35 protein-coding genes are annotated in these 26,538 nt (G+C 66.6%); 28 read left to right on the forward strand and 7 right to left on the reverse strand.

Translation table 11 applies throughout. From position 1 onward, the window contains the following. Window positions 1–3: 3 nt before the first annotated feature. The 5 genes from HZF05_RS04380 to ctrA form a co-directional block, all read right to left on the reverse strand. Window positions 4–975 (reverse strand): phosphatase PAP2 family protein, encoded by a 972-nt coding sequence (locus tag HZF05_RS04380; RefSeq protein ID WP_181638797.1) that lies wholly within the window; start codon window positions 973–975, stop codon window positions 4–6. A 90-nt stretch (window positions 976–1,065) separates the two neighbouring features. Beyond that, complete coding sequence (locus HZF05_RS04385; protein WP_160363182.1) at window positions 1,066–1,995, reverse strand: 2-hydroxyacid dehydrogenase; 930 nt, start codon at window positions 1,993–1,995, stop codon at window positions 1,066–1,068. 91 nt (window positions 1,996–2,086) lie between these two features. Next, complete coding sequence (locus HZF05_RS04390) at window positions 2,087–2,380, reverse strand: 3TM-type holin (protein WP_160363183.1); 294 nt, start codon at window positions 2,378–2,380, stop codon at window positions 2,087–2,089. Then, window positions 2,380–2,919 (reverse strand): glycoside hydrolase family 108 protein, encoded by a 540-nt coding sequence (locus HZF05_RS04395; RefSeq protein ID WP_160363184.1) that lies wholly within the window; start codon window positions 2,917–2,919, stop codon window positions 2,380–2,382. Before HZF05_RS04395 ends, HZF05_RS04390 begins: the two co-directional genes overlap by 1 nt. A gap of 163 nt (window positions 2,920–3,082) precedes the next feature. Further along, window positions 3,083–3,784: a response regulator transcription factor CtrA gene (gene ctrA, locus HZF05_RS04400; protein ID WP_160363185.1), complete on the reverse strand. Its 702-nt coding sequence runs from the start codon at window positions 3,782–3,784 to the stop codon at window positions 3,083–3,085. A 171-nt stretch (window positions 3,785–3,955) separates the two neighbouring features. Here ctrA and HZF05_RS04405 point away from each other — a divergent pair, with 171 nt between their 5' ends. From HZF05_RS04405 to HZF05_RS04425, 5 genes are all read left to right on the forward strand, one after another. Further along, window positions 3,956–4,612: an RluA family pseudouridine synthase gene (locus tag HZF05_RS04405; RefSeq protein ID WP_160363186.1), complete on the forward strand. Its 657-nt coding sequence runs from the start codon at window positions 3,956–3,958 to the stop codon at window positions 4,610–4,612. Next, window positions 4,599–5,012 carry an alternative ribosome rescue aminoacyl-tRNA hydrolase ArfB gene (gene arfB, locus HZF05_RS04410; protein WP_160363187.1) on the forward strand — a complete coding sequence of 138 codons (414 nt, stop codon included), beginning with the start codon at window positions 4,599–4,601 and terminating at the stop codon, window positions 5,010–5,012. The genes HZF05_RS04405 and arfB overlap by 14 nt, the downstream gene beginning before the upstream one ends. A 63-nt stretch (window positions 5,013–5,075) precedes the next feature. Beyond that, window positions 5,076–6,962, forward strand: a complete 1,887-nt coding sequence (locus HZF05_RS04415; protein ID WP_160363188.1) for a C13 family peptidase — start codon at window positions 5,076–5,078, stop codon at window positions 6,960–6,962. A gap of 181 nt (window positions 6,963–7,143) precedes the next feature. Continuing rightward, complete coding sequence (locus tag HZF05_RS04420) at window positions 7,144–7,632, forward strand: GAF domain-containing protein (RefSeq protein WP_160363189.1); 489 nt, start codon at window positions 7,144–7,146, stop codon at window positions 7,630–7,632. A gap of 120 nt (window positions 7,633–7,752) precedes the next feature. Beyond that, window positions 7,753–8,553 carry an RcnB family protein gene (locus HZF05_RS04425; protein ID WP_160363190.1) on the forward strand — a complete coding sequence of 267 codons (801 nt, stop codon included), beginning with the start codon at window positions 7,753–7,755 and terminating at the stop codon, window positions 8,551–8,553. Here HZF05_RS04425 and HZF05_RS04430 read toward each other — a convergent pair. Then, window positions 8,474–9,316: a metallophosphoesterase family protein gene (locus tag HZF05_RS04430; protein ID WP_160363191.1), complete on the reverse strand. Its 843-nt coding sequence runs from the start codon at window positions 9,314–9,316 to the stop codon at window positions 8,474–8,476. The genes HZF05_RS04425 and HZF05_RS04430 overlap by 80 nt on opposite strands. A 36-nt stretch (window positions 9,317–9,352) precedes the next feature. After that, entirely contained in the window at window positions 9,353–9,826 is a 474-nt protein-coding gene (locus tag HZF05_RS04435) for a universal stress protein (protein ID WP_160363192.1), read from the reverse strand. 116 nt (window positions 9,827–9,942) lie between these two features. On the opposite strand from HZF05_RS04435, the gene HZF05_RS04440 reads away from it, so the two are divergent. From HZF05_RS04440 to rplN, 23 genes are all read left to right on the forward strand, one after another. After that, window positions 9,943–11,250 carry a pyruvate dehydrogenase complex dihydrolipoamide acetyltransferase gene (locus HZF05_RS04440; protein ID WP_160363193.1) on the forward strand — a complete coding sequence of 436 codons (1,308 nt, stop codon included), beginning with the start codon at window positions 9,943–9,945 and terminating at the stop codon, window positions 11,248–11,250. Then, window positions 11,250–11,672 carry an acyl-CoA thioesterase gene (locus HZF05_RS04445; RefSeq protein WP_160363194.1) on the forward strand — a complete coding sequence of 141 codons (423 nt, stop codon included), beginning with the start codon at window positions 11,250–11,252 and terminating at the stop codon, window positions 11,670–11,672. Before HZF05_RS04440 ends, HZF05_RS04445 begins: the two co-directional genes overlap by 1 nt. Before the next feature lie 3 nt (window positions 11,673–11,675). Continuing rightward, the gene (locus HZF05_RS04450) at window positions 11,676–11,891 is read left to right on the forward strand and encodes a hypothetical protein (protein ID WP_160363195.1); all 216 of its coding nucleotides are present in this window, start codon (window positions 11,676–11,678) and stop codon (window positions 11,889–11,891) included. Window positions 11,892–11,934: 43 nt separating this feature from the next. Beyond that, window positions 11,935–13,329 (forward strand): dihydrolipoyl dehydrogenase, encoded by a 1,395-nt coding sequence (lpdA, locus tag HZF05_RS04455; protein ID WP_160363196.1) that lies wholly within the window; start codon window positions 11,935–11,937, stop codon window positions 13,327–13,329. Between the two features lie 102 nt (window positions 13,330–13,431). Beyond that, window positions 13,432–13,662: a hypothetical protein gene (locus tag HZF05_RS04460; protein WP_160363197.1), complete on the forward strand. Its 231-nt coding sequence runs from the start codon at window positions 13,432–13,434 to the stop codon at window positions 13,660–13,662. Between the two features lie 58 nt (window positions 13,663–13,720). Continuing rightward, the gene (locus HZF05_RS04465) at window positions 13,721–14,653 is read left to right on the forward strand and encodes a cation diffusion facilitator family transporter (RefSeq protein ID WP_160363198.1); all 933 of its coding nucleotides are present in this window, start codon (window positions 13,721–13,723) and stop codon (window positions 14,651–14,653) included. Between the two features lie 24 nt (window positions 14,654–14,677). Next, window positions 14,678–15,736, forward strand: a complete 1,059-nt coding sequence (locus HZF05_RS04470) for an alpha/beta fold hydrolase (RefSeq protein ID WP_343046845.1) — start codon at window positions 14,678–14,680, stop codon at window positions 15,734–15,736. 197 nt (window positions 15,737–15,933) lie between these two features. After that, on the forward strand, window positions 15,934–16,305 hold the full coding sequence (gene rpsL, locus HZF05_RS04475) for a 30S ribosomal protein S12 (RefSeq protein WP_022687071.1): 372 nt from the start codon (window positions 15,934–15,936) through the stop codon (window positions 16,303–16,305). Between the two features lie 54 nt (window positions 16,306–16,359). Then, window positions 16,360–16,830 (forward strand): 30S ribosomal protein S7, encoded by a 471-nt coding sequence (gene rpsG / locus HZF05_RS04480; RefSeq protein ID WP_022691829.1) that lies wholly within the window; start codon window positions 16,360–16,362, stop codon window positions 16,828–16,830. Between the two features lie 178 nt (window positions 16,831–17,008). Beyond that, a complete protein-coding gene (gene fusA, locus HZF05_RS04485; RefSeq protein WP_160363200.1) occupies window positions 17,009–19,102 on the forward strand; it encodes an elongation factor G in 2,094 nt (697 codons plus the stop codon). 77 nt (window positions 19,103–19,179) lie between these two features. Further along, a complete protein-coding gene (tuf, locus tag HZF05_RS04490; protein WP_160363201.1) occupies window positions 19,180–20,370 on the forward strand; it encodes an elongation factor Tu in 1,191 nt (396 codons plus the stop codon). Window positions 20,371–20,478: 108 nt separating this feature from the next. Then, window positions 20,479–20,790, forward strand: a complete 312-nt coding sequence (gene rpsJ, locus HZF05_RS04495; protein ID WP_022691831.1) for a 30S ribosomal protein S10 — start codon at window positions 20,479–20,481, stop codon at window positions 20,788–20,790. A gap of 345 nt (window positions 20,791–21,135) precedes the next feature. After that, window positions 21,136–22,023 (forward strand): 50S ribosomal protein L3, encoded by an 888-nt coding sequence (gene rplC / locus HZF05_RS04500; protein WP_160363202.1) that lies wholly within the window; start codon window positions 21,136–21,138, stop codon window positions 22,021–22,023. 5 nt (window positions 22,024–22,028) lie between these two features. Beyond that, window positions 22,029–22,655 carry a 50S ribosomal protein L4 gene (gene rplD / locus HZF05_RS04505; protein ID WP_160363203.1) on the forward strand — a complete coding sequence of 209 codons (627 nt, stop codon included), beginning with the start codon at window positions 22,029–22,031 and terminating at the stop codon, window positions 22,653–22,655. Further along, window positions 22,648–22,968: a 50S ribosomal protein L23 gene (locus HZF05_RS04510; protein WP_160363204.1), complete on the forward strand. Its 321-nt coding sequence runs from the start codon at window positions 22,648–22,650 to the stop codon at window positions 22,966–22,968. The genes rplD and HZF05_RS04510 overlap by 8 nt, the downstream gene beginning before the upstream one ends. 1 nt (window position 22,969) lies before the next feature. Beyond that, complete coding sequence (rplB, locus tag HZF05_RS04515) at window positions 22,970–23,806, forward strand: 50S ribosomal protein L2 (protein ID WP_160363205.1); 837 nt, start codon at window positions 22,970–22,972, stop codon at window positions 23,804–23,806. A 5-nt stretch (window positions 23,807–23,811) separates the two neighbouring features. Continuing rightward, a complete protein-coding gene (gene rpsS / locus HZF05_RS04520; RefSeq protein ID WP_160363206.1) occupies window positions 23,812–24,087 on the forward strand; it encodes a 30S ribosomal protein S19 in 276 nt (91 codons plus the stop codon). After that, the gene (rplV, locus tag HZF05_RS04525) at window positions 24,087–24,464 is read left to right on the forward strand and encodes a 50S ribosomal protein L22 (protein WP_160363207.1); all 378 of its coding nucleotides are present in this window, start codon (window positions 24,087–24,089) and stop codon (window positions 24,462–24,464) included. Before rpsS ends, rplV begins: the two co-directional genes overlap by 1 nt. Continuing rightward, window positions 24,464–25,159, forward strand: coding sequence for a 30S ribosomal protein S3 (gene rpsC / locus HZF05_RS04530; protein WP_160363208.1), 696 nt, complete (start codon window positions 24,464–24,466; stop codon window positions 25,157–25,159). The genes rplV and rpsC overlap by 1 nt, the downstream gene beginning before the upstream one ends. A gap of 65 nt (window positions 25,160–25,224) precedes the next feature. Then, window positions 25,225–25,662: a 50S ribosomal protein L16 gene (rplP, locus tag HZF05_RS04535; RefSeq protein ID WP_022688616.1), complete on the forward strand. Its 438-nt coding sequence runs from the start codon at window positions 25,225–25,227 to the stop codon at window positions 25,660–25,662. A 3-nt stretch (window positions 25,663–25,665) separates the two neighbouring features. Further along, window positions 25,666–25,869, forward strand: a complete 204-nt coding sequence (gene rpmC / locus HZF05_RS04540; protein ID WP_160363209.1) for a 50S ribosomal protein L29 — start codon at window positions 25,666–25,668, stop codon at window positions 25,867–25,869. Window positions 25,870–25,882: 13 nt separating this feature from the next. Beyond that, entirely contained in the window at window positions 25,883–26,155 is a 273-nt protein-coding gene (gene rpsQ / locus HZF05_RS04545; protein WP_160363210.1) for a 30S ribosomal protein S17, read from the forward strand. Between the two features lie 14 nt (window positions 26,156–26,169). Continuing rightward, window positions 26,170–26,538: a 50S ribosomal protein L14 gene (gene rplN / locus HZF05_RS04550; RefSeq protein WP_019831572.1), complete on the forward strand. Its 369-nt coding sequence runs from the start codon at window positions 26,170–26,172 to the stop codon at window positions 26,536–26,538.

The raw sequence follows: 26,538 nt of genomic DNA on the forward strand, positions 1-26,538 counted from the left end.
CGGTCAGGCGGGCACGAGATCGCCCTCCCGTCGGGCTCGCGGCGCTTCTTGTGCCTTCTCGCCCCGCGTCTCGTTGCGCAGCACGCGATGCGCGAGCCAGATCGAGACTCCGGCCAGCGCCAGCCCCGCCGGCAGATCGATCAGATAATGCCAGCGGCTGGCGATGGCGTTGATCACGATATAGCCGAACAGCGGCACATAGGTCGGCAGCAGCACCCGGCCGTGGCGGATCGCGAACCACAGGAACACGAACGACGATCCGACATGGAGCGACGGCATCGCGCCTAGCCCCGTCATCAGATAATCCTGCTCGTTCGCGGCTAGCCACGCCGCCCCGCCGGCATCGACCTGCTGGTGCACCTGGTACATGTAATGCTGCGCTTCGGTGATGTGGGGGTTGAGGCCGGGCTCGAACAGGAACGGCCCGACGCCCGGCGCCGCCAGATAGAAGAGCGCGCCCAGCCCCTGCATGAACAGGATCGCGAGGAATAGGGTGCGGAAATGCGCCGGCGTGCGCAGCGCGTGATAGCAGAAGCTGCCATAGAACAGCAGGATGAAGCCGATCATGTAGAGATTGGTGTCGGTGGAGACGATCGGGAACAGCGCCCTCCGGATCGCGAAGCAGGCGTCCACCAAAGGCCGCAACTGCTGGTCGACCGACCAATAGAAGGCATCGTGATTCTGCGGGTTGATCACCGGCGCCCACAATTTCAGGTGGAAGTGGACGAAGAGGACGATCGTGTAGCAGGGCAGCGCCAGCAGGAAATGCCGCATCCCGGAGGCGCGGCCCGACGCCATCGCGCACAGGCCGAACAGCAGCACGCCCGCCAGCGGCAGGAGATAATGGACGCCGACGAAACCGGCGCCCGAGGCCGGGAACCGAATAGGCAATCGATAGATCAGCGAGAAGCCAAGACAAACCGCAACCATCAAGGCGGTGAATCTGACCTCTACTGGTAGACCCTTCACCAGCATGAGACGACTCCGCTTGATCCCCCCGGTTTCCGGTTAGTCGTCCCGATCTAACAAATGCCTAATCTGCTATTCATGCCGGGCCAGGTGCGTCTATCGGGCCGGATTGGGCAAGTCCTCGCCCGCGAAGAAGGCTTTCAGGTTGGCCATCAGCATCGCCGCCATCTGCTGCACCGCTTCCTGCGTCGCGCCGGCGGTGTGCGGGGTGAGGGTGGTGTTGGGAACGTCGGCCCAGCGCTCCGCCGGGGTCGGCTCGGTTTCGTAGACATCCAGCGCGGCGCCGCCGAGGCGGCCGTCCTTGAGCGCGACGATCAGCGCATCCTCGTCCACCAATTGCCCGCGCGCGACGTTGACGAGCAGGCCCTGCGGCCCCAGCGCCTCGATCACCGCGCGCGAGATCAGCCCGACATTGCCGCCATGCGCGCGCGCCGCGACGACGAGGATGTCGCTCTCCTCCGCCAGCGCGACGAGGCTTTCCGCGCGCGGCCAGGCGGCATCCGGCTTGGGGCTCGGCCCCCACCAGCCGACCCGCATCCGCATCGCCTCCGCCCGCACCGCCATCGCCGCGCCGATGCTGCCGAGGCCGACGATGCCGATCCTCATGCCGCCGAGCGAGCGGGTCATCGGTTTCTCGCGCGCATGCCAGCCGCCGCCGCGCAGCCTGCGGTCCCCGGTCACGATCGCGCGGAGATGGCCGACGATCAGCCCGATCGCATGATCGGCGACATCCTCGTCATTGACGTTGTGCGCATGGCTGACGGCGATGCCGCGCGCCTTCGCCCACGCCACGTCGATCCCGTCATAGCCGACCGTGAAGCAGGCGATCAGGCCAAGCTTCGGCATGCGATCGACGAGTTCCGGCGGGATCGAGAACTCGCCGGCCGCGATCATCGCCTGCGTCTCGGCGATGCGCGGCTCGTCTCCGGGCTCCCACAGTCGCAGCACGTCGTAATGGGGGCTGAGCAGCGCGATCACCGGCGCCAGATGCGGCTGGACGACGAGGACGATGGGGCGGTCGGTCATAAACGTACTCCATTCCGTTCGGGCTGAGCCTGTCGAAGCCCTGTCCTTTCCCCTCGCACGCGTAAAGGTGAAGGACAGCCCTTCGACAAGCTCAGGGCGAACGGGGAGGGGTATTGCCGCTCTTCGCCTTGCCCCATTCGCGCACCACCGTGTAGCCCAGATAGCCGGTTCCGAAGAGCGCGTAGAGCGGCTCCGGTATCGCATCGAGATAGGCGGCGATCGCGCGGGTCATCGTCGCGGCGGTCGCAAGGCCGATCGCGGCGATCCCCGCCATCGGGACGGCGCCAAGCAGCAAGGCGTACATCACGTACAGGAACGCAGGCCGCGCCCGGCTGGTGAAGGGATCGGCCGAGGCGTCCTCGATATCGAGCGGGGAGTTGGCCATCATCCCACCCGGTTCGCCAGCCAGCCGTAGAGGAAGGCCTCGTCGGCCGGCCGCGTCTCGGCGAGCGCGAGGTAGCGCTCGCCCTGCAGCGCATCGAGCGCCTTGATCAGCACCGCCTCGCCGGCCGCGCCCCGTACTCGCGCGAACGCCTTGAGTGCGCCAAGTACCGCGTCATCCACCGCGCCCTTGGCGGCTACGTCGCGATAATCGGCGCCGTTGCGGTTGAGCGCGTTGAGCGCGCGGCGCAGAAAGCCGGCGGCGGTGCCGGTGCCCATGTTCGCGCCGGTATCGAACAGCTCGGCCGCGACCTTCGGCGCCAGTGCCGCCACCGCATCGAGGCGCGGCTTCGTCCAGTAATCGGCGCGGTAGATGGCGACCGCCGTGTCGCGCGGCAGCTTCGCCATGTCGCCGGCATAACCATGCTGGCGGGCGACCGCCTGGGTGATGCCGAAGCGGGTCGGCCCGCCCTTGTCGGCGGCGCGCGCGACATAACCGCCCTCGCGGGCGATGAGTTCGTCGATCAGGGAAGCGGGGTTCATGGCTCGGCTCCATCGAAGCGAGCCGAATCATATAACCAGAAAGGTTCGTGTAGGAAAATGGTTTTTTTGATTCTCCCGTGTCGGGGAGAATTTCAGAAAAGCGAAGGGCCGCCCCCTATCCCCTAGGCGACGGCCCTCCTCCGGGTAGTCTCATGACGAAACCTTACGCCACCTGCGCGGCGCCGACCTCCTGCGGATCGCGCAGCACGTAGCCGCGGCCCCACACGGTCTCGATGTAATTCTCGCCTTCGCAAGCCAGCGACAGCTTCTTGCGCAGCTTGCAGATGAACACGTCGATGATCTTGAGTTCCGGCTCGTCCATGCCGCCATAGAGATGGTTCAGGAACATCTCCTTGGTGAGCGTGGTGCCCTTGCGGAGCGAGAGCAGCTCCAGCATCGCATATTCCTTGCCGGTCAGGTGCACGCGGGCGCTGTCGACCTCGACCGTCTTGGCATCGAGGTTGACCTGCAGCTTGCCCGTCTTGATGACCGACTGGCTGTGCCCCTTCGAGCGGCGGACGATCGCATGGATGCGGGCGACCAGCTCCTCGCGGTGGAAGGGCTTCACGACGTAATCGTCGGCGCCGAAGCCGAGCGCGCGGACCTTGCTGTCCATCTCGGAGACGCCGGAGAGGATCAGCACCGGGGTCTGCACCTTGGCGACGCGCAGCTTCTTCAGCACGTCATAGCCGTGCATGTCCGGCAGGTTGAGATCCAGGCAGATGATGTCGTAATCGTAGAGCTTGCCGAGATCGAGGCCTTCCTCGCCCAGATCCGTGGTGTAGGTGTTGAACCCTTCGGCGCCCAGCATCAGCTCGATGGCCTTGGCGGTCGTGGGATCGTCCTCGATCAGGAGTACGCGCATTGTCCGTCCATCCCCGTCAGTGCGGCCAGAGCGCTCCGCCCAAAGCCTTCCGTTCACATTTACGGGTATGAAGGAAAAAGGTTAACGGGGCGTAAAGACCAAACGAATCGTTTACGCGCCGAGTCGAATCGGCCGTTGCACATTGGTCGAAATGCGTGGCACGGGGGCCACATGCTGGCCGACCGCATCCTGTTCATCGACGCCGAGGCGATCGTGCTCGACAAGCCGGCGGGATTGCCGGTGGATCGACCGCGCGACGGATCGGACAGTCTCGAAGATGCGCTGGAATCCTTGCGTTTCGGTTTCCAGCGCGAGCCGCATGCGGTGCATCGGCTGGATCGCGACACGTCGGGTTGCCTGCTGCTCGCGCGCAACCCGAAGGCGCACAAGCGCTTCGCCGCCGCGTTCGAGGAGGGGAAGGTCGCCAAGGTCTATATCGCCGTGCTGGAGGGCGTGCCGGAGGTTGCGGCCGGCCGGATCGAGCTGCCGCTGTCGAAGCGCTCCACGAAGGCCGAAGGCTGGCGGATGGTCGGCGATCCCAAGAAAGGCAAGCCGGCTGTGACCGACTGGCGCCTGCTCGGCGTCGAGGACGGACGCACGCTCGTCGAGTTCCGGCCGCAGACCGGGCGCACCCATCAACTCCGCGTCCATGCCGCCGAGGGGTTGGGCCTGCCGATCGTCGGCGATCCGGTATATGGGCAAGTCGGTTCCGCCATGTTGCTTCACGCCGCCCGCCTCACTCTCCCGCGCGATCCCAAGGCGGCGATCGAGGCGGAGGCGCCGCTCCCCGAGACTTTCGCGCGCTGGGCGCACCATGCCGGCGGCTGAACCCTATGTCCTGCCCGAGGACGCGCTGGAGGAGCGCTTTCTGGCCTCGACCGGGCCGGGCGGCCAGAACGTCAACAAGGTCGCGACCGCCGTACAGCTGCGCGTCGACGTCTACGCGCTGCGCCTGCCGCCCTCCGTATTCCAGCGGCTGAAGGCGCTGGCCGGATCGCGCTGGGTGGAAGGCGGCGCGATCCTCGTCACCGCGCGCGAGCATCGCACCCGCGAGGCCAATCGCGAGGCCGCCCGCGCCCGCATCACGGCTCTGGTGGAACAGGCGCTGGTCAAGCCCGAGCGGCGGATCAAGACCAAGCCCACCAAGGCCTCCAAGGAACGCCGCCTGACCGGCAAGGCGACGCGATCCGGCGTGAAGGCGGGGCGGGGCAAGGTGCGGCTGGACTGATCGGCCGGCACGGCCACGATTCGTCAACTTCTGCCCGCTAGCCGGATCGTGCAGGGAGTCCGTATGGCAGGCACGATCACCTTCACGCTGACCGAGCAGGATCTGATCGCCGCGCGCCGCGCGCAGTTCCGCCGCCGGACGCGCTCGCGCTGGGCGCTGGCCTATTACGCGATCCTGCTCGTGGTGATCTGGGTGGCCATCTTCGGCATCAACGTGGTGACGGATGGCGGCTGGGGCGATGCGGCCCGCACGGCGTCGCTATTCTGCGCGATGATCCTCGGGCCGATCACGCTGCTCATGCTGCTGGGCTATGGTCTCACCGGCTATCAGGTCCGGCGCCTCTTCCGGCAGCAACGCTCGCTGCGCGAGGAGATGCAGGCGAGCTGGACCGACGTGGGGCTGGATCTGCGCAGCGTGGTGGTGACGGCCAGCATGCCCTGGTCCGATTTCCACGGCTGGAAGCAGGCCGAAATGGGATTTCTGATCTATATCAACGACTATAGCTGCCACATATTCCCGCGCCGCGCCTTCACCGACGAGCAATGGGCCGATCTGGAAGGGACGCTGGTACGGAGCGGGCTGCCCCGCCAGGGCGCGTCCGCGAGCAAGGATCAGGCGGCGGCAAAGCAGGTCTCCGTCGAGAAGGCGCAGCGCAAGTGGTGGAGCATGGCGGCATGGTCGAGCCCCGGCCGGGTGGCTTTGCTGTGGATCGTTCTCGCCTTCCTCACGATCGTCGACACGGTGGTGTTCGCGGATGTCGGCGAGATGGTCAGCGCGATCCTCTTCCTGTCCGGCGCGCCCGTCGTCGCGGCGCTGCTGGCGGGCTGGGTGCTGCGGCTGCGCGCGTCGACGCTGGGGCTGGCATCGATCTTCCTCGCCATCGCGATCGTCTTCCAGCTGGAATGGCTGCTGATCCGGGCCAGCGGGCCGGCGGTGCAGTCGGACGGGTTCTTCGGCCTCCTCGGCGGCGCGATGGTGCTGCTCGCGATCCTGGCGATCTGGCTGCGCTTCTCGCAACGGAGCACGAAGCGGGCGTGGGCGGCGATCGGCCTGCTGGTCGGCACGATCGCGGTAGCGGGCTGGTTCAGTCAAGCCGATGCGATGTTCTACCGCGCCTCGGCGCAGGTGCGCGATATGCTCGGCATCGGCGAGAAGGACGACGCGGCGGACAAGGCTTACGACGCGGTCCGCGACATCCCGGTCGATCGGCTGTGGGGCGCGCAGCCCGGGTTGGTGGCGAAGGCGGTTGATAGGTTGTCGCCGCGCGTCGCGGGGCGACCCAACGTCTATGCCATCACCGTCGCGGCGGGCGGCTCGCAGCAACTCTTCGCGCGGGAGGCCCGGCTCGCCCGGCAGGTCGCCGCCGCCCGGTTCGGCGCGGACTATCGCGGCGGGATCCTGCTCTCCAACGGCGTCACCGACATCCTCCACGAGCCGCTGGCGACGCAGGACAATATGGCGGCGGCGGCGCGCGGCGTGGGTGATCATATGGACCCGGCGCAGGACCTCGCCTTCGTCTATCTCGTCTCGCACGGCTCGCGCGATGCGGAGCTTCAGACCGATTTGCCGACCTATGACGATCTGAGCCCGATCTCGGCCGCCTCGGTTTCCGATGCACTGCGGCAGGCGGGGATCAGGCGGCGGGTGATCGTCATTTCGGCCTGTTTCTCGGGCAGCTGGATCCCGGCGCTCGCCAATGACGACACGATCGTGATCACCGCGGCGCGGAAGGACCGCACCTCCTTCGGCTGCGACGATTCGCTGGCGCTCACCTATTTCGGCGAGGCCTTCCTGCGCGGTCCGCTGGCCAAGGGCGCCTCGCTTCGGGATGCGTTCGAAGCGGCGCGCAAGGCGATTGCGGCGCGCGAGGGGAAGGATCACCTGACCCCTTCCGAGCCGCAGCTGTTCGTGGGCAGGAACATGCAGGCGCTCTGGACCCAGGCGCGGTAAAAGAAACCCCGCCGGAGCGAACTCGCGGCGGGGCCAAGGTCAGGGAGTGCCGGCAGGGGTCGGCCGGCGCATCCTCCTCTAGGTCCCGCTGCCTGAACGGCAAATGACGGAGGCGCACGTTCGGCCTTCTTGCCGCTCTGCCGGCGCCGCCTTATCTGCCGCTCCCTGATCGGAGCGACCTATGTTCGATTTCAAGCAACAGGCCGGCGCCGATGCCGCCACCGTCTGGGAAGACCTGCTCTCCGCCGTCGATGGCGTGACGCAAGGCGAGCCGGACCCCATCGCCAACATGGCGAACGTCGCGGCGTTGCTGTGGGAGCTGGTGCCCGATCTCAACTGGGCGGGCTTCTATCGCATGGTGGGCGGCGAGCTGGTGCTCGGACCGTTCCAAGGGCGCGCGGCCTGCATCCGCATCGCGCTGGGCTCGGGCGTGTGCGGCAGCGCCGCCGCTACGGCCAGGACGCAGCTGGTCGAGGACGTCCACGCCTTTCCCGGCCACATCGCCTGCGATGCTGCATCTGCCTCCGAACTGGTGGTGCCGATCGTGATCGCGGGGCGTGTCGAAGCCGTGCTCGATCTCGACAGCCCAACCCTCGCGCGCTTCACCGCCGAGGATGCGGTGTGGGCCGAACGGCTCTGCGCGTTGCTTTCGGAGCGTCTGGCCGCCTGACCCATAACGGGACTCACTCCCGAGTCTCCGCGCTTCCTGCGCAACCCGCGAGGATGATAAGACTTTCCCCGATCATGGGTCCGCGCGCCATCTTCCGGCGCGGCGAGAAGGGGACAGGATATGCGTGCACTGGGCATCATGGCGGGAGCGGCGATCCTCGCGCTGGCGCCGCAGGCGGCCTCCGCGCAGGCGGGCGCGACCGCCGGCGTGCCGATGCAGGCGGGCAGCGCCTGGGGCCATGCCGCCCCGCCGCCCGTCGCCTACACCCCCGCGCCGATGACCGGCGGTCCCGGCTATGCCCCGGCGCCGATGACGCACATGGGGCCGCCTCCGGGCGCGTGGCATGGCGGCGGCGACTATCATCGCCCGATGCCGGGCTGGAAGGTGCCGCACCACTATCGCGACCGTTCCTATGTCGTGGCCGACTGGCGCGGCTGGGGCTTCGGCCAGCCGGGGCCGGGCATGGCCTGGATCCGCTATTATGACGACGCGCTGCTGGTCGATGGTGACGGTCGCGTGGTCGATTGCCGTTACGGCGTGAACTGGGACGGCGGCTATCAGGCGCGCGGCTATGCCGGTGGCCCGGGCTATGGGTACGGCTATGGTCCGCCTCCGGGCGCCTATCCGCCGCCGGGCTATCCGATGCCGGGCACGCGCACCTACCAGGCCGGCCCGGACACCACCGTCACCACCACGGTGACACCGCTCGGTGCGCCGGCGGTCTATTCCACCGGCGGCTGCGGCGCGTGCGGCGGCGCGGTCGTGACGGTGACGCCGGGCATGGCCGTCACCACCACGACGACCACCACCGAGTATCGCACGGTCTACCGCAAGGTCGCGGTCAGGCAGCGGGCGTGGAAGCCCATCCGCCGCTATCACCCGCGCTGCGTGAAAACGACCTGCGCGGTGCAGGGCAGCTGAACGCCCCGCCTTCGGAGATCCACTCTTCGACCTGAACCTCGCTTGGGGAGGCGAGTATGAGCAGGTTGAAGCTGTTGGGGGTACGGCGCCGCCGCCAACTGGTGGCGGTGCCGGCCTGAACCACCATCACACCCGGATCGATCGAGAGGGTCGGCCCCGACAGGCTGACGCCGGGGACGTGATGATGGCCGGCGAGGACGAGATGCACGTCCGCCGCCTTCACGGCTTTGAGCGCCCGCCTGGCGCCGCGCAGCGCCGGCTCGATTTCGCCCTTCTCTTCACCGGGCAACGGCACCAGCGGATGGTGGGTGACGAGGATGCGCGCGGCACTGGACGGAACAGCGGCGAAGTGGTCGCCGATCGACCGGATCTGCACCCGCGTCAGCCGACCGTCCTTGACGGTGAGGCCGTGCGCGGACGCGAGGCCCAGCACCGCCAGCTCGGCATCGCAATACCAGCCCGATCGACCTCGCGCGATGAAGCGGGTGTAGCGGCGTAGCGGCCAGAACAGGCGTTGCACCGGCTTGTGCATCGGTACGTCGTGGTTGCCGGGGACGACGAGCAGCCGCAGCCCCTCCGTCTCCAGCCGCTCGAAGAACAGCGCCGCCTCGGCGAATTGCTCCTTGCGCGCGCGCTGGGTGAGATCGCCGGAGACGACGATCAGGTCCGGCCGGATCGCGGATAGTGCGGCGTGGAGATGCGCCACGATCGCCGGATCGTGCGCGCCGAAATGCAGGTCGGAAATCTGGGCGATCGTCCGCATCATTGGACTACGGACGGTGCCGGCCGCCGGTTCCCTTCAGCTCAGGCGGTCCAGCGCCTCGTCACCCAACGAACCCGGAATGATCATCACGGGGCAGGGCATGTGCCCGGCCTCCGCACCGGCGAAATAGGCGACCAGCGGGCCCGGTCCGCCCGATGCCTGCGCGCCCAGCACCAAAGCCGCTGTGTTCGGCCGCTCCTCCAGCAGCGCGCGCACGGCCTTCACCGGATCGCCCTGGCGGATCGTGATCTCCGGCTTCACGCCCAGTTCCTCGATGATCTCGCCGGCCGACTGGTGCAGCAGCGCCTCGGCCCCCAGCCGTGCTTCCTCCTCCAGCGCGTCCTGCACGCCGCCCCACTGGACGAACTCGGCCGGCTCCACCACCGCCAGCATCTCGACGCGTCCCTGCGTCTTGGCGGCGCGGCGCGCGGCGAAGCGTAGCGCCACCCGCGCCTCGGCGCTGCCGTCGAGGACTACGAGGTAGGTGCGGGGCAGGATTGCGTCGTCCATCGGTCATCAGCGTGCGCTATGCATGCGGTTCACGCAAGCGTAAGCCTTGACCGGCGCTGTCTTCGGGCCGAAATGGGCGCAGAAACAGGACCTCAGCCAGAAAGGCCCGCGCCGACATGCCGATCGAACTCAAGATGCCCGCGCTTTCCCCGACGATGGAGGAGGGCACGCTGGCGAAGTGGCTGGTGAAGGAGGGCGACGAGGTCAAGTCGGGCGACATCCTGGCGGAGATCGAGACGGACAAGGCGACGATGGAGTTCGAGGCGGTGGACGAGGGCACGATCGCCCGGATCCTCGTCGCCGAAGGCACGGACGGCGTGAAGGTCGGCGCGCCGATCGCGATCATCGCCGGCGAGGGCGAGGATGCCGCCTCCGCCAAGGCCGCCCCGGCCGCGAAGAAGGAAGAGGCGCCCAAGGAAACCGCCAAGGCCCCCGAGCCCGCTCCCATCACGAAGGCCGAGCCGGTGCCCGCGCCGAAGCCCGAGCCCGAGGTGAAGGCGGCGGCGGCCTCGTCGGGCGATCGCGTCAAGGCGAGCCCGCTCGCGCGACGCATCGCCGAGCAGACGGGCGTCGATCTCTCTTCCGTCGAGGGCTCCGGCCCGAACGGCCGGGTGGTGAAAGCCGATCTGGACGGCGCCAAGGCCGGTGGCGCGGCTTCCACCGCGAAGGCCGAGGCGCCCGCCGCCGCGCCGTCGGCGCCGGCCGCAACACCCGCTCCGGCGCAGATCCCCGACATCCCGCACGAGGCGGTGAAGCTCTCGAACATGCGCAAGACGATCGCGCGCCGGCTCACCGAATCGAAGCAGACCGTCCCGCACATCTATCTCACCGTCGATATCCAGCTGGATGCGCTGCTCAAGCTGCGCGGCGAGCTCAACAAGGGTCTTGAGAGCCGCGGCGTGAAGCTGTCGGTCAACGACATGCTGATCAAGGCGCTGGCGGTCGCGCTGATCGAGGTGCCGAGCTGCAACGTGATGCTGGCGGGCGACCAGCTCGTCACCTTCGGCCGCGCCGACATCTCGGTGGCCGTCTCGATCCCGTCGGGCCTGATCACGCCGATCATCACCGGCGCCGACACCAAGAGCCTGTCCGCCATCGCCAACGAGATGAAGGATCTCGCCGCGCGCGCCAAGGACGGCAAGCTGAAGCCCGAAGAGTATCAGGGTGGCACCGCCTCGCTCTCCAACATGGGCATGTTCGGCATCAAGCAGTTCGAGGCGGTGATCAACCCGCCGCAGGGCATGATCCTGGCGATCGGCGCCGGCGAGAAGCGGCCCTACGTGGTCAACGACGAGCTGACCGTCGCCACCGTCATGTCTGCGACCGGCAGCTTCGATCACCGCGCCATCGACGGCGCGGACGGCGCCAAGCTGATGGCGGCGTTCAAGCGTCTCGTCGAGAGCCCGCTGGGCATGCTCGCCTGATGAAGCCGCTCGAGGATCAGCCGCCCGAGCAGGCGCCGACCGTCCGGGTCGTCGCCATGCCGGCCGACACCAATCCCTATGGCGACATCTTCGGCGGCTGGCTGCTCTCGATGATGGACTCGGCCGCCGGATCGGTCGCGTCGCGGCACAGCAGCGGGCGGGCGGTGACCATCGCGGTCGACGGCATGGCCTTCCTGCGTCCCGTGTTCGTCGGCGACGAGGTGTCGGTTTACGCCACGCTGATCGCGACGGGCCGCACCTCGATGAAGATCGAGGTCGAGGCGTGGCGCCGTGCCCGGCACGACGAGAACAGCTACAAGGTGACGCAGGCGACCTTCACCTTCGTCGCGGTGGGCGAGGATCGCCAGCCGCGCCGGGTGCCGCCGCTGCCCACCTCCAACGACGGACAGGAGGCCGCCTGAACCATGGCGCTCACCACCGCGGTCGGTCTGGGAGCGATCGCGGCGGTGGTCATCCCGTGGATGTCCGAACGGACGGGCGTCGATGTCGCCGGGCTGCTTTCCGGGGAATATGTCCGCATTCCGATCGGCGGCGGGATCGAGCTGCACTGGAGCTGGCTGATCTTCTGCATCGTGACCTTGATCGCCTGGGCCTCGTTCAAATTGACCGAAACGAGATAGCGGGGCGCACGCGCCCACTCGATGACCATCAGGAAGGACTGGAATGGCTGACACCTACGATCTCGTCGTGCTGGGCTCCGGCCCCGGTGGCTATGTCGCGGCGATCCGCGCCGCGCAGCTGGGCCTCAAGACCGCGATCGTCGAGCGCGAGTTGCTCGGCGGTATCTGCCTCAACTGGGGCTGCATCCCGACCAAGGCGCTGCTGCGCTCGTCGGAGATCTACCACTACATGCAGCACGCCAAAGATTACGGCCTCACGGCGGAAAAGATCGGCGCCGACATCGAGGCGGTGGTCAAGCGCTCGCGCGGGGTCGCGAAGCAGCTGAACCAGGGCGTCACCCACCTGATGAAGAAGAACAAGATCACCGTCGTCGAAGGCTTCGGCACGATCACGGGGAAGGGCAAGCTCACCGTCGAGAAGGACGGCAAGAAGACCGAGCTTGCGGCGAAGGACATCATCGTCGCCACCGGCGCCCGCGCCCGCGAGCTGCCCTTCGCCAAGGCGGATGGCGAGCGGATCTGGACCTATCGCCACGCGATGACGCCCAAGGAGATGCCGACCAAGCTGCTCGTCATCGGATCGGGCGCGATCGGCGTCGAGTTCGCCAGCTTCTACAGCGACATGGGCGCCGAAGTGACGATCGTCGAGATGCTCGACCGGATCGTGCCGGTGGAGGATGCCGAGGTCTCCGACTTCATGACCAAGGCGCTGACCAAGCAGGGCCTCAAGATCCTGACCAAGGCCGGCGTCGAGAAGCTCGATGCCTCCAAGACCGGCGTGAAGGCGACGATCAAGCTTGCCGACGGCAAGACCGAGACCAATGACTACAGCCACGTCATCGTCGCGGTCGGCATCGTGCCCAACACCGAGAATATCGGGCTGGAGGCGCTCGGCGTGAAGACCACCAGGGGCCATATCGACGCCGACGGCGCCTGCCGCACCAACGTGCCGGGCATCTGGGCGATCGGCGACGTCACCGCGCCGCCGTGGCTCGCCCACAAGGCCAGCCACGAGGGCGTGATCGCCGCCGAGGCGATCGCCGGCAAGCACCCGCACGCCATGGACGTGCGCAATATCCCTGGCTGCACCTATTCGCGCCCGCAGATCGCGTCGGTCGGCCTCACCGAGGCCAAGGCCAAGGAGGCCGGCTATGAGGTGAAGGTCGGCAAGTTCCCCTTCATCGGCAACGGCAAGGCGATCGCGCTCGGCGAGGCCGAGGGCTTCGTCAAAACGGTGTTCGACGCGAAGACGGGCGAGTTGCTCGGCGCGCACATGATCGGCGCGGAAGTGACGGAATTGATCGAAGGTTACACGGTGGCGAAACAATTGGAGACCACCGAGGCAGAGCTGATCGAGACGGTGTTCCCGCACCCGACGCTCAGCGAGATGATGCATGAAAGCGTGCTCTCGGCATACGGCCGGGCGCTCCATTTCTAAATGAAGGCTTGACGTTCGGGCGTTTTGCTGACTCTCTCAGGCCGGTTGCGGCCGTGTTGCGTTGCCGAACGTCCGCGTGTGAAACGGATAGGAGAATATCGTATGAAGAAGGGTATCACGATCGCTGCGGTTGCGGCTCTCGCGCTCGGCGCCGCCGCCTGCCACAAGTCCGACACCACCAATTCGGCGAACGTGTCGGCCGAAGACAACATGCTGATCCCGGCCGACGAGAATGCGTCGATGGGCGACATGAACGCGATGGGCGCCACCGACAACATGGCGATGGACAACAGCGCCATGGCGCCGACGGACAACGCCTCCAACGCGATGTAATTCCCGAAGGGCCGGCGGCAGACCAACCGTCGGCCCTTCGCTTATCCGAAGGGGGCGAATGAGCGCGGACTCTGCGCACGGCGAGAGCAAGCTCGTCCTCCTGATGGCGCTGGCGGCCAATCTCGGCATCGCCGTCGCCAAGTTCGTCGCCGCCGGCATCACCGGATCGGCTGCGATGCTGACCGAGGGCTTTCACTCGGTCGTCGACAGCCTCAACCAGATCCTGCTGCTCTACGGCCAGAAGCGCGCCGCGCGCCCCGCCGACGAGATGCACCCCGCCGGCTACGGCCGCGAGCTCTATTTCTGGAGCTTCGTCGTCGCGATCCTGATCTTCGCGACCGGCGCCGGCCTTTCCATGTACGAGGGCATCACCCACCTGCGCGATCCCGAACCGCCGCAGGATGCGACGGTGGCGTATATCGTCCTGCTCGTCTCGATGGCGCTGGAAGGCGGCAGCTGGTGGACGGCGATGCGCGCCTTCTCCCAGTCCAAGGGCAGCCAGGGCTGGTGGGAGGCGATCCGCAAATCCAAGGATCCGCCCGCCTTCATCGTGCTGTTCGAGGACAGCGCCGCGATGGCCGGCCTGATCATCGCGGGGATCGGCATCTGGCTCTCGCACATCACCCATGACGGCCGCTGGGACGGCGTCGCCTCGATCGCGATCGGCGGCGTCCTCGGCGTGGTCGCCATCCTGCTCGCGCGGGAGAGCAAGGAGCTGCTGATCGGCGAGCGGGCCGAGCCCGAACTGATCGAGGCGATCCGCTCAGGCATCGCGCGCCGCGCGGAGGTGACGCGGGTGGGGGATGTAGTGACGCTCCATCTCGGCCCGCGCTCCGTCTTCGTGGGCTGCGACGTCGATTTCGTCGATGCCGTGCCGGCCGGCGCGGTCGAGCGGATGATCGCGGAGATCGAGGCGGATTTGCGCAGGCAATGGCCCGAAATCGGGTCGCTTTATATCAAACCGAAAGCTATGGTTAACGCGACACCCTGACCGGAGCCTAGCCCCTTGCGCCGCGTGATCACCGCCCCGCTCCTCGCTCTCTCCATCGCCGCGACCCCGCCGGCCCCCAAGACCGCTCCCGACAAGCCGGTTCCGGCCGCAGCGAAGGTCGCTATGTCGGCCTCGCCAATTGGCGCGCGCACCTACGGCCCGCGCCTCGAAGGCTTCGACTATCCCTTCCCGGTGCGTGAATATCGCACCGTCGCGCAGGGCCAGTCGGTCGAGATGGCCTATATGGAGGTCGCGCCCGCCAAGTCGAACGGCCGTACCGTCGTGCTGCTCCACGGCAAGAATTTCTGCGGCGCGACCTGGGGCGACACCGCGCGCGTGCTGGCGGCGGCCGGCTATCGCGTGATCGTGCCGGACCAGATCGGCTTCTGCAAATCGTCCAAGCCGACGGGTTTCCAGTACAGCCTCTATGGCATGGCGACGATGACCGCCGACCTGCTGCGCTCGCGCGGTGTGACGAAGGCGACGCTGGTCGGTCATTCGCTCGGCGGCATGATCGCCGAGCGACTCGCCATCGCCCAACCGCAGCTGGTCGATCAGATGATCCTGGTCGATCCGCTCGGCCTCGCAGACCGGATGGCGCAGGGCGTTCCCTACATCACCATCGACAAGGCCGCGGACCTGGAACGGAGAAAGACGCCGGCGTCGATGAAGACCTATCAGCTCAGCAGCTATTATCACGGCGTCTGGCGCCGCGATTACGATCGCTGGGTGGATATGATGGCGGGCATGTACGCGGGCCCCGGCCGCGACGCCGTGATCGACGCGCAGGCGCGCACCACCGAGATGATCGAGACGCAGCCGACCGCCTACGAGTTCGGCCGGATCACGGTGCCGACGATCCTGATGGTCGGCACGCTCGACCATAATGTGTTCGGCAGGAACTGGGCGCCGCCCGAAGTGGCGAACCAGCTGCCCGAAGCCTCGACACTGGGCGACAAGGCGGCGGCGAGGATGAAGGATGCGCGCTTCGTGCCGCTGCAGGGGCTGGGCCATGTTCCGCAGATCGAGGACCCGGCGCGCTTCCAGATCGCGCTGATCCAGGCATTGAGCGGGGCGCTCTAGCGACAGCTGCACCCGGTTGACCGTGTCTGAGTCGCCCGCTATAGCGCGCGCCGGTCCGGGCCCGAGCGGCTCGCGACTGCTTGAACATTGCCGATGCTCGTAAAAAGGCTCGGGTGGGCTTTAACGCCGCCAGAGCCTTCTTGCATTTCAGCGATTCCGGGCACGGCAAAGTAACCGCAGACAAGGTGAAGACTTCAATGCCGACGATCAACCAGCTGGTCCGCAAGGGCCGCGACCCGCAGAAGGCCAAGTCCAAGGTCCCTGCGATGGAGCAGAACCCGCAGAAGCGCGGCGTCTGCACCCGCGTGTACACCACGACCCCGAAGAAGCCGAACTCGGCTCTTCGCAAGGTGGCCAAGGTCCGCCTGACCAACAGCCGCGAGGTCATCTCCTACATCCCGGGCGAAGGCCACAATCTGCAGGAGCACTCGGTGGTGCTCATCCGCGGCGGCCGTGTTCGCGATCTTCCCGGCGTGCGCTACCACGTCCTGCGCGGCGTGCTCGATACCCAGGGTGTCAAGGACCGCAAGCAATCCCGTTCCAAGTACGGCGCCAAGCGTCCGAAGTAAGCCGGTCACCCAATCGCGTGTGACCACCCAGGCTGAAGTGAGAAGGAAACAACAATGTCCCGTCGTCGTCGCCCCGAGAAGCGCGAGATCCTGCCGGACCCGAAGTTCGGTGATATCGTCCTCTCGAAGTTCATGAATTCCGTGATGCTGGACGGCAAGAAGGCCGTCGCCGAAGGCATCATCTACTCCGCGCTCGACGTCATCGAGGCGCGCGCCAAGCGTGACCCGATCGGCGTGTTCCACGATGCGCTCAACAACGTGAAGCCGGGCATCGAGGTCCGTTCGCGCCGCGTCGGCGGTGCGACCTACCAGGTTCCGGTCGAGGTGCGCCCCGAGCGCGCCCAGGCGCTCGCGATCCGCTGGCTGATCACCGCCGCGCGCGGCCGTTCGGAGCACACCATGGATGCGCGCCTGTCGGCCGAGCTGATGGACGCCGCCAACAATCGCGGCAACGCGGTGAAGAAGCGCGAAGACACGCACCGCATGGCGGAAGCGAACCGCGCCTTCTCGCATTATCGCTGGTAATGCCTATATGGGGGCAGGCGTTTCGGCGCCTGCCCCCAAATTACCGTTCGCCCTGAGCTTGTCGAAGGGCTGCCCTGTCTCCTTTCTGTAAGAAAAGAAGGACAGGGCTTCGACGGGCTCAGCCCGAACGGTTCTGGAAATTTGCGCGCCTCGGCAGTCAGGGGCGGAGTTCAAGATCATGGCCCGCAGCCATCCGCTCAATCGTTATCGCAACATCGGCATCATGGCGCACATCGACGCCGGCAAGACGACGACGACCGAGCGCATCCTCTATTACACCGGCAAGTCCTACAAGATCGGCGAGGTCCATGAGGGCACCGCGACGATGGACTGGATGGAGCAGGAGCAGGAGCGCGGGATCACGATCACGTCCGCCGCCACGACGTGCAAGTGGCGCGCCGAGGAAGGCAAGGGCGAAGAGCACCTCATCAACATCATCGATACGCCGGGCCACGTCGACTTCACCATCGAGGTCGAGCGTTCGCTGCGCGTGCTCGACGGCGCGGTCGCCTGCTTCGACGGCGTTGCCGGCGTCGAGCCGCAGTCCGAGACCGTGTGGCGCCAGGCCGACAAGTACGGCGTGCCGCGCATGTGCTTCATCAACAAGCTCGACCGCACCGGCGCGAACTTCGAGTTCTGCGTGAACTCGATCATCGAGCGTCTCGGCGCCAAGCCGGCCGTGCTGTATCTCCCGATCGGCATCGAGGGCGGCTTCAAGGGCCTGGTCGATCTCGTCGAGAACCGCGCGATCATCTGGCTCGAAGAGTCGTTGGGCGCGAAGTTCGAATATCAGGACATCCCCGCGGACATGGCCGACAAGGCCGCCAAGGCGCGTGAAGAGCTGATCGAGCTCGCCGTCGAGCAGGACGACGAGGCGATGGAAGCGTATCTGGAGGGCAACGAGCCCGACGTCGCGACGCTGAAGAAGCTGATCCGCAAGGGCACCCTCGGCATGGCGTTCGTGCCGGTCGTCTGCGGTTCGGCCTTCAAGAACAAGGGCGTGCAGCCTCTGCTCGACGCGGTGGTCGACTTCCTGCCGAGCCCGCTCGACGTGCCCGCGATCAAGGGCATCCTGCCGAACGGCGACGAGGATTCGCGTCCGTCCGACGACGCGGCGCCCTTCTCGGCGCTGGCGTTCAAGATCATGAACGATCCGTTCGTCGGCACGCTCACCTTCGCGCGCATCTATTCGGGCAAGCTCGAGGCCGCGACCCAGGTTCTGAACTCCGTCAAGGAGAAGAAGGAGAAGGTCGGTCGCATGCTGCTGATGCATGCGAACTCGCGTGAGGACATCCAGGAGGCCTTCGCCGGCGACATCGTTGCGCTCGCAGGCCTCAAGGACACGACGACCGGCGACACGCTGTGCGCGCAGAACGCGCCGATCATCCTCGAGCGGATGGAATTCCCGGAGCCCGTCATCGAGCTCTCGGTCGAGCCGAAGACCAAGGCCGACCAGGAGAAGATGGGCGTCGCGCTCAACCGTCTCGCCCGCGAGGACCCGTCGTTCCGCGTGACCTCCGATCACGAATCGGGCCAGACGATCATCAAGGGGATGGGCGAGCTCCACCTCGAGATCATCGTCGACCGCATGCGTCGCGAGTTCAAGGTCGAGGCCAATGTCGGCGCGCCGCAGGTGGCCTATCGCGAATATCTCGCGAAGAAAGTCGACGTGGACTACACCCACAAGAAGCAGTCGGGTGGCTCTGGCCAGTTCGGCCGCGTGAAGGTGACGGTGATCCCCGGCGAGCGCGGCTCGGGCTACCAGTTCTTCGACGAGGTCAAGGGCGGCAATATTCCCAAGGAATATATCCCGTCGGTTGAGAAGGGCTTCCGTGAGACCGCCGAGACCGGCGCGCTGATCGGCTTCCCGATCGTGGACTTCGAGGTCCACCTGACGGACGGCGCCTACCACGACGTCGACTCGTCGGCGCTGGCGTTCGAGATCTGCGCCCGCGGCGCGATGCGCGAAGTGGCCGAGAAGTCCGGCATCAAGATCCTCGAGCCGATCATGAAGGTCGAGGTCGTGACGCCGGAAGATTATCTCGGCGACGTCATCGGCGACATGAACAGCCGCCGTGGCCAGATCCAGGGCACCGACAGCCGCGGCAACGCGCAGGTGGTCGAGGCGATGGTGCCGCTGGCCAACATGTTCGGCTACGTGAACCAGCTGCGCTCGTTCACCCAGGGCCGCGCACAGTACAGCATGCAGTTCTCGCACTATGACGAAGTCCCGCAGAATGTGGCGGACGAGGTCAAGGCGAAGCTGGCGTAACCAAAAAACTTCCGTTATGGGGCGCCGCTTCCGGGCGGCGAATCCCGCAGGACAGATTCGAAAGAAGGTAGGAACTAATGGCGAAGGCGAAATTCGAGCGGAACAAGCCGCACTGCAACATCGGCACCATCGGCCACGTCGACCATGGCAAGACGTCGCTGACGGCCGCCATCACCAAGGTCCTGGCCGAGACCGGCGGCGCGACCTTCACCAGCTATGCCAACATCGACAAGGCTCCCGAGGAGCGCGAGCGCGGCATCACCATCTCGACCGCGCACGTCGAGTATGAGACCGAAGCGCGCCACTATGCGCACGTCGATTGCCCGGGCCACGCCGATTATGTGAAGAACATGATCACCGGCGCCGCGCAGATGGACGGCGCGATCCTCGTCGTGTCGGCCACCGACGGCCCGATGCCGCAGACTCGCGAGCACATCCTGCTCGCCCGCCAGGTCGGCGTGCCGCAGCTCGTCGTGTTCATGAACAAGGTCGACCTCGTCGACGACGCCGAGATCCTCGAGCTCGTCGAGCTGGAGATTCGCGAGCTGCTCTCGAAGTACGACTTCGACGGCGACAACATCCCCGTCATCCCCGGCTCGGCCGTGGCGGCGCTCGAGGACAAGACCCCCGAGATCGGCCATGACGCGATCCTGAAGCTGATGCAGGCCGTCGACAGCTGGATCCCGCAGCCGGAGCGTCCGCTCGACAAGGCGTTCCTGATGCCGATCGAAGACGTGTTCTCGATCTCGGGCCGCGGCACTGTGGTGACCGGCCGCGTCGAGACCGGCATCGTCAAGGTGGGCGAGGAAGTCGAGATCGTCGGCATCAACGACACCCGCAAGACCACCGTCACCGGCGTCGAGATGTTCCGCAAGCTGCTCGATCAGGGCCAGGCCGGCGACAATATCGGTGCGCTGATCCGCGGCGTCGGCCGTGAAGAGGTCGAGCGTGGCCAGGTGCTCTGCAAGCCGGGCTCGATCAAGCCGCACACCGAGTTCAAGGCCGAGGTGTACGTGCTGTCGAAGGACGAGGGTGGCCGTCACACGCCGTTCTTCGCCAACTATCGCCCGCAGTTCTACTTCCGCACCACGGACGTGACTGGCACCGTCGAGCTGCCCGAGGGCACCGAGATGGTCATGCCCGGCGACAACGTCTCGATCGGCGTCAAGCTGATCGCGCCGATCGCCATGGACCAGGGCCTGCGCTTCGCGATCCGCGAAGGTGGCCGTACGGTCGGCGCCGGCGTCGTCGGCACGATCACCAAGTAATCCGCGTTACCGGCCGCCCGGTCCCCCAACAGGGACCGGGCGGCTTCCTTTTGCCCCGCGTAACGCCGGAAACGGCATGGGGTTGGCTCTTTCACACGGCAGGACATCATGGACACGCAGAACATCCGCATTCGTCTCAAAGGCTTCGATCACCGAGTGCTCGACCAGGCCACTGGCGAAATCGCCGACACCGCCCGCCGCACCGGCGCGCTCATCCGCGGTCCGATCCCGCTGCCCACCCACGTCGACAAGTTCACCGTCAACCGTGGCCCCCACATCGACAAGAAGTCGCGCGAGCAGTTCGAGGTGCGCACCTACAAGCGCCTCCTGGATATCGTGCAGCCCACCCCGCAGACGGTCGACGCGCTGATGAAGCTCGATCTCGCGGCCGGTGTCGCGGTCGAGATCAAGCTGGCCTGATCCTGCTTTCCGTCGCCCCGCAAAAAGGGTGACGGAAGTGTTGCGATCCGGGGCAAAGCCCCGTATAGGGCCGGCCTCGCAGACGTCGAATCGTCGTCTGAGAGATTCGTTTCCCGGCTGATTCAGCCGGTCGAGACGGGAAAGCTAAGGGATACCGAACGGCGTATCCCCCCGGATTTATCCGGGGTGCCGTTGTCCTGGTCCCCGCCTTTCGCAGTGATGCGAAAAACCGAGCCCGGGCGGGGGCAGGCTATCATGGGCTGGAGGTCTTCCGGAGACGGAAGGCCTTTTTCGTTGGCACGCTCCCCGGCGGCAATCGGGGAGCCTCTGTTTGAGGAGTTGGTCATGCGCACTGGCGTGATCGCGAAGAAGATGGGGATGACCCGGCTGTTTCAGGAGGATGGGCGCCATGTGCCCGTCACCGTCCTGCAGCTCGAGGGTCTTCAGGTTATTGCGCGCCGCACCGCCGACAATGACGGCTACACCGCCGTCCAGCTCGGTGCCGGCGCCGCCAAGGCGAAGAACGTCGCCAAGCCGCAGCGCGGCCATTTCGGCAAGGCCGAGGTGGAGCCGAAGGCGGTGGTGTGCGAATTCCGCGTCACCGAGGACAACCTGCTCGACGTGGGCGCCGAAATCTCGGCCGACCATTACGTCGCGGGCCAGCTCGTCGACATCCAGGGCCGCACGCAGGGCAAGGGCTTCGCCGGCGCCATGAAGCGTTGGGGCTTCGGCGGTCTGCGCGCCACCCACGGCGTGTCCGTCTCGCACCGTTCGCACGGTTCGACCGGTAACCGCCAGGATCCGGGCAAGGTCTTCAAGAACAAGAAGATGGCCGGCCACATGGGCGACCGCAACCGCACCCAGCAGAACCTCGAGATCGTGCGCACCGACGCCGCTCGCGGCCTGCTGTTCGTCAAGGGCTCGGTGCCCGGCTCGAAGGGCGGCTGGCTGTTCGTGAAGGACGCCGTGAAGGAAGCGCTCCCCGAGGGCGTGCCGTTCCCCGCCGCCCTGATCGATCGCAAGGCCCCGGTGGTCGAGCACGCGCCGGCCGGCATGGTCGATGATGGCGCGATCCACGAGATCCCCGCGCTGCCGAGCGACGCGGAAGTCGCGGCCGCGGTGGCCGAGGCCGATGCGCATGCCGCCGAAGAGGCGCAGGCCGAGGCGAACAACGCCGAGATCGGTTCCGAGGCGGATGCCGCCAAGGATGCCGACGAGAGCAAGGAAGGCTGAGCACCATGAAGATCAAGGTTCTCAAGCTCGACGCCAGCTCTGCCGGCGACATCGAGCTCAACGATGCGGTGTTCGGCCTCGAGCCGCGCGCCGACATCCTCCACCGCGTGGTGACCTGGCAGCTCGAGAAGCGCCGTGGCACCGCCCGCCCGACCCGTGAGCGCGCCGACGTGGCGCGTTCGGGCAAGAAGCTGGGCAACCAGAAGGGCGGCGGTACCGCTCGTCACGGCGATCGCCGCGCCCCCGTCTTCATCGGCGGTGGTAAGGCCCACGGTGCCCGCCTGCGTGACTTCAACCCGTCGCTGAACAAGAAGGTTCGCGCACTGGGCCTGAAGATGGCGCTGTCGGCCAAGGCCAAGGACGGCTCGCTGATCATCGTCGAGGCGCTCGACGTCGCCGAGGGCAAGACCAAGACGCTGGCTGGCCAGCTCGCTGGTCTCGGCTTCGGCAAGAAGGCGCTGGTGATCGACGGCGAGGCGCTGAACATCTCGTTCGCGCATGCCTCGTCCAACCTGAAGGGTGTCAACCTGCTGCCGGCGATCGGCGCCAACGTCTATGACATCCTGAACCATGACACGCTCGTGCTGACGCGCGCCGCTGTCGAGAAGCTGGAGGCGCGCTTCCATGGCTAAGAAGCAGGAGCAGGGCGCGATCGACATCCGTCACTATGACGTGATCGTCGGCCCGCACATCACCGAGAAGGCCACCCTGGTGTCCGAGAACAACGCCGTTGTTTTCAAGGTCGCCAAGGACGCCACCAAGCCTGCCATCAGGGCCGCCGTCGAGGCGCTCTGGGGCAAGAAGGTGCTCAGCGTGAACACGATCGTCGTCAAGGGCAAGACCAAGCGCTGGAAGGGTGCGCCCTACGAGCGTTCGGACTTCAAGAAGGCAATCGTCCGTCTCGCCGAAGGCGAGTCGATCGACGTGACGGAAGGGGTGCGCTGATATGGCACTCAAGCATTACAACCCGACCTCGCCGGCGCGGCGCGGCCTCATCCTCGTGGACCGCTCGGCGCTCCACAAGGGCAAGCCGGTCAAGGCGCTCACCGAGGGCCTGCGCAAGTCGGGCGGCCGCAACAACATGGGCCACGCCACCGCGCGCGGCATCGCGGGCGGCCACAAGCAGAAGTATCGCATCGTCGACTTCAAGCGCCGCAAGTGGGACCAGCCCGCGACCGTCGAGCGTCTGGAATACGATCCGAACCGTTCGGCATTCATCGCTCTGGTGAAGTATGAGGACGGCGAGCTGGCCTATATCCTGGCGCCGCAGCGTCTCGCGCCGGGCGACTCCATCGTCGCCGGCAAGAAGACCGACGTGAAGCCGGGCAACGCCATGGAAATCGGCCAGACCCCGGTCGGCACGATCGTCCACAATGTCGAGCTGAAGCCCGGCAAGGGCGGCCAGATCGCCCGCGCCGCCGGCACCTACGTGCAGGTGGTGGGTCGCGATCGCGGCATGGTGATCGTCCGCCTGAACTCGGGCGAGCAGCGCTTCATCCGCTCGGACTGCATGGCCACCATCGGTGCGGTGTCCAACCCGGACAACGGCAACACCAACCTGGCGAAGGCCGGTCGCAACCGCTGGCTCGGCTATCGTCCGCTCACCCGCGGCGTCGCCAAGAACCCGGTCGACCACCCGCACGGCGGTGGTGAAGGCCGGACCTCGGGCGGCCGCCATCCGGTGACCCCGTGGGGCAAGCCGACGAAGGGTGCCAAGACCCGGCACAACAAGTCGACCGACAAGATGATCATCCGTTCGCGTCACGCGAAGAAGAAGAGGTAATCGAGATGGCTCGTTCCGTCTGGAAGGGTCCGTTCGTGGACCTCAGCCTGCTCCGCAAGGCGCAGACCGCGCAGGAGAATTCCACGCGCGCGCCGATCAAGACCTGGTCGCGCCGCTCGACGATCCTGCCGGATTTCGTCGGCCTGACCTTCAGCCTGTACAATGGCCGCAAGTTCGTGCCGATCACCGTCAACGAGGACATGGTCGGTCACAAGCTGGGTGAGTTCGCGCCGACGCGCTACTTCCCCGGCCACGCGGCCGACAAGAAGGGCAAGCGCTGATGTCGAAGCCTGCATCCCCCCGCAAGGTCGGTGAGAAGGAGGCCCTTGCGGTCGCCACCTCCGTCCGCGGCTCGCCGCAGAAGCTCAATCTTGTCGCGGGCCTGATCCGCAACAAGAAGGCCGGCGACGCGCTGAACATCCTTCAGTTCTCGACCAAGGCGATGGCCGTCGATGTGCGCAAGTGCCTCGCCTCCGCGATCGCCAATGCCGAGAACAACCACAATCTCGACGTCGACGCGCTGGTCGTGAAGGAAGCGTCGGTCGGCAAGGGCCTCGTCATGAAGCGCTTCGCCACCCGCGCCCGTGGCCGCTCGGCCCGCATCATCAAGCCGTTCTCGCGGCTGCGCATCGTCGTGCGCGAGCAGGAGGCCGAATAATGGGTCACAAGTCCAATCCGATCGGCATGCGCCTGCAGATCAACCGTACCTGGGATAGCCGCTGGTACGCTGACGGCGCCGATTACGGCAACATGCTCCTGGAGGATCTCCGGATCCGCCAGTACATCTTCAAGTCGCTGCCGCAGGCCGCGATCTCGAAGGTGGTGATCGAACGTCCGGCGAAGCTGTGCCGCATCTCGATCTACGCGGCCCGCCCCGGTGTGATCATCGGCAAGAAGGGCGCGGACATCGAGAAGCTGCGCCGCGCGCTCGGCAAGATGACCTCGGCCGACGTTTCGCTGAACATCGTCGAGATCCGCAAGCCGGAGATCGATTCGAAGCTCGTGGCGCAGTCGGTCGCCGACCAGCTGGAGCGCCGCGTGGCGTTCCGCCGCGCGATGAAGCGCGCGGTGCAGTCGGCTCTCCGCCTCGGCGCCGAGGGCATCCGCATCACCTGCGCCGGCCGTCTGGGCGGCGCGGAGATCGCGCGCACCGAGTGGTATCGTGAGGGCCGCGTGCCGCTCCATACGCTCCGCGCCAATATCGACTATGCCGAGGCCGAGGCGCACACCGCCTATGGCGTCTGCGGGATCAAGGTCTGGATCTTCAAGGGTGAGATCCTGGGCCACGATCCGCTCGCGCAGGATCGGCTGATGATGGAAGCTCAGACGTCCGGAGTTCGTCCGGCGCGCTGATAGGGATCATCCCCTTTCAGCTTGCCTGATCGACCGTCGTCACGGTGTCAGAAGGTAAGTAAGACATGCTGCAACCGAAGCGCACCAAGTTCCGCAAGGCCTTCAAGGGCCGCATCCACGGCGATGCCAAGAGCGGAACCACGCTGAACCAGGGCGCCTATGGCCTGAAGGCCATGGAGCCCGAGCGGATCACCGCTCGCCAGATCGAGGCGGCTCGCCGCGCGATCACCCGCCACATCAAGCGCCAGGGCCGCCTGCACATCCGGATTTTCCCGGACGTGCCGGTTTCGTCGAAGCCGGCCGAAGTCCGCATGGGCTCGGGCAAGGGCTCGCCGGAATTCTGGGTCGCCCGCGTCAAGCCGGGCCGCATCCTGTTCGAGCTGGAAGGCGTTGCCGGCCCGCTCGCGGCGGAGGCGTTCAGCCGCGCGGCCGAGAAGCTGCCGATCAAGGTCAAGGTCGTGGCCCGCCTCGGCGATACCACTCACCTCGCTGGGGAAGACTGAGCCATGGCGAAGAAGATCGATACCGTCGGCCAGACCGACGACCAGCTGGGCACCCAGCTGTCCGAGCTGAAGCGCGAGCAGTTCAACCTGCGCTTCCAGGCCGCCACCGGCCAGCTCGAGAAACCGAGCCGCGTGCGCGAGGTCCGCAAGGACATCGCCCGCATCAAGACCGCCCAGACGCAGCGTGCCGCTGCGGCGAAGTCGTAAGGAGTAGCCAGCCATGCCGAAGCGCGTGCTGACCGGAACGGTGGTCTCCGACAAGACCGACAAGACCGTGGTCGTCTCCGTGGAGCGTCGTGTGAAGCACGAACTCTACGGCAAGATCATCAAGCGGTCGAAGAAGTATCACGCTCACGACGAGACGAACCAGTATCACACCGGTGAGACCGTTCGCATCGAGGAGTGCAAGCCGATCTCGAAGCTGAAGACCTGGACCGTGATCGACCGCATCGGTGCGGAAATCGCCGTCCCGGTCCCCACCGACGTAGCGTAAGGAAGGGCTGAACCATGATCCAGATGCAGTCCAACCTCGACGTCGCCGACAACTCGGGCGCCAAGCGCGTCCAGTGCATCAAGGTGCTCGGCGGCTCGAAGCGTCGTTTCGCGACGGTCGGCGACATCATCGTCGTGTCCATCAAGGAAGCCGCCCCGCGCGGCAAGGTGAAGAAGGGTGACGTGCACCGCGCCGTCATCGTCCGCACCGCCAAGGACATCCATCGCGCGGACGGCTCGACCATCCGCTTCGACGGCAATGCCGCCGTCCTCGTCAACAAGAACGAGGAGCCGATCGGCACCCGCATCTTCGGCCCGGTCGTTCGCGAGCTTCGCGCCCGGAACCACATGAAGATCATCTCGCTCGCGCCCGAGGTGCTGTGA

The sequence above is a fragment of the Sphingomonas chungangi genome (assembly GCF_013778325.1).
Taxonomy (GTDB): Bacteria; Pseudomonadota; Alphaproteobacteria; order Sphingomonadales; family Sphingomonadaceae; genus Solisphingomonas; species Solisphingomonas chungangi.